Origin of the sequence: Morganella sp. Je.2.23, from assembly GCF_051129855.1 — a bacterium.
In the GTDB taxonomy this organism is placed as follows: domain Bacteria; phylum Pseudomonadota; class Gammaproteobacteria; order Enterobacterales; family Enterobacteriaceae; genus Morganella; species Morganella sibonii.
The window spans coordinates 1-1550 of the sequence record NZ_JBCPSQ010000016.1 but is presented as its reverse complement, the minus strand read 5'-3'; the positions used below and the strand labels follow the sequence as shown (position 1 = coordinate 1550).

Annotated in this window: 1 pseudogene; it reads left to right on the top strand. The window is 49.2% G+C overall.

Going from position 1 to position 1550, the window contains the following annotated elements:
- Window positions 1–1550, top strand: a pseudogene (locus tag AAZR23_RS20625) (autotransporter outer membrane beta-barrel domain-containing protein); the annotation flags it as partial.

Below are 1550 nucleotides of genomic sequence, written 5' to 3'. Positions count from 1 at the left end.
TCTTCTTATTCTGAAGGTACTATCCTACCACTACGGGGCCGGCTAACTGTTGTCGGGCTTATTAGCCTGAGTACTGTGGTCTGTTTGCAGACAGCCCTGGCTGCGGATATAGGTAGTCAGAGTGGAGTCAGTATTACAGTTAACGACGGTGACCGGATTATCGGCGATGCCTTTGATGGCTCCGGAAACCGCTATGGTGTTTTTAACTCCTATGGCAATGGTTCGGGAACCATTAATCTCGGTAATAATGTGACTGTTAACGTGACAGACACCTCCACGTATGCTAAGGGTGTGGTTATTAGGGGAAGTAATAGTGTATTAAACGCCAATGGCTTATCCGTGAATGTGAACGGTAAAAGTGCCGTCGGTATTGACCTTGATAGAAAAACACAAGCCGACCTGGGAACAGGCACCAGTGTTAAAGTTGAAGGAAGTAGTGGATCGGCACCTGGAGTGGCGATTAATGATGCCTCAACCCTAACAGCTGATCATCTCTCTATTGAAACCAAAGGTGGGAGTGGTGTTGGCTTGTATATTGGGGATTACGGCAGCAACGCTAACTTAGGTAGCGGCAGCACAATCAAAACCAACGGTTCAGGTAGCCATGGTGTTTGGATCGACGGCCTGAATGGCACCGAATCCGAAGGTCCTGCTTATTTAACTGCCACCAACCTGACTATCAACACGCAGGGAACCAGTGCATACGGCATGAATATCCAGAAAAACTCGATTGTTGATCTGGGTACCGGCAGCAAAATTATGACTAACGGCTACAATAACTTGGGTATCTGGAGCCTTGGTAAAATCAAAGCAGATGCACTGACAATTATTGCCCGGGGGGATCGCTCCACTGCACTGGATGTTTACACCGGGATTGCCGATATTGGTGCAGGCAGCCATTTTTCCTCTGAATCGGCCGGAGGCTTGGTTGCTTATGGTTCCGGTGGAACCATTAATTTTATCGGTACGGCAGATAACCGTAATACCATTTTTTCAGGTGGATCTTACGGGGCATCTTCTCAATCTAACAATGCTAAAATTAACCTGATAAACACGGATATTACCGTTGATCGCAATGGAAGCCAGACGCGGGGGTTATGGGCACTGGGTGGCGGTGTCATAACCGGTAAAAATATCACGGTAACCGGTGCTGCCGGAGCGTATGGTGTCTATGCCATGACCAGCAGCCAGATTGATCTGACGGGCGACCTGACTATTAATATGGCAACTGCGGATCAGGTAGCCATTGCCACTCAGCACAATGACGGCCATACCGCCAGCCGGATTAATGCAACGGCTAACATGCTGATTAACGGCGGTATTCAGTCCCGGGGCGGGCTGATCAATATGGATATGGCCTCCGGCTCACAGTGGACCGGAAGCGCCTACAGCGATAACGTCAATGGTGGCCTGCTGAATGTCGCCATGGACAACAGCCGCTGGAATGTCACGGATGATTCCAACCTCGATAATCTGATACTGAATAATACCGCTGTCGACCTGTCGCACAGATTGTCCGATACCGGTTACTCAACACTGAGTATCGCCAA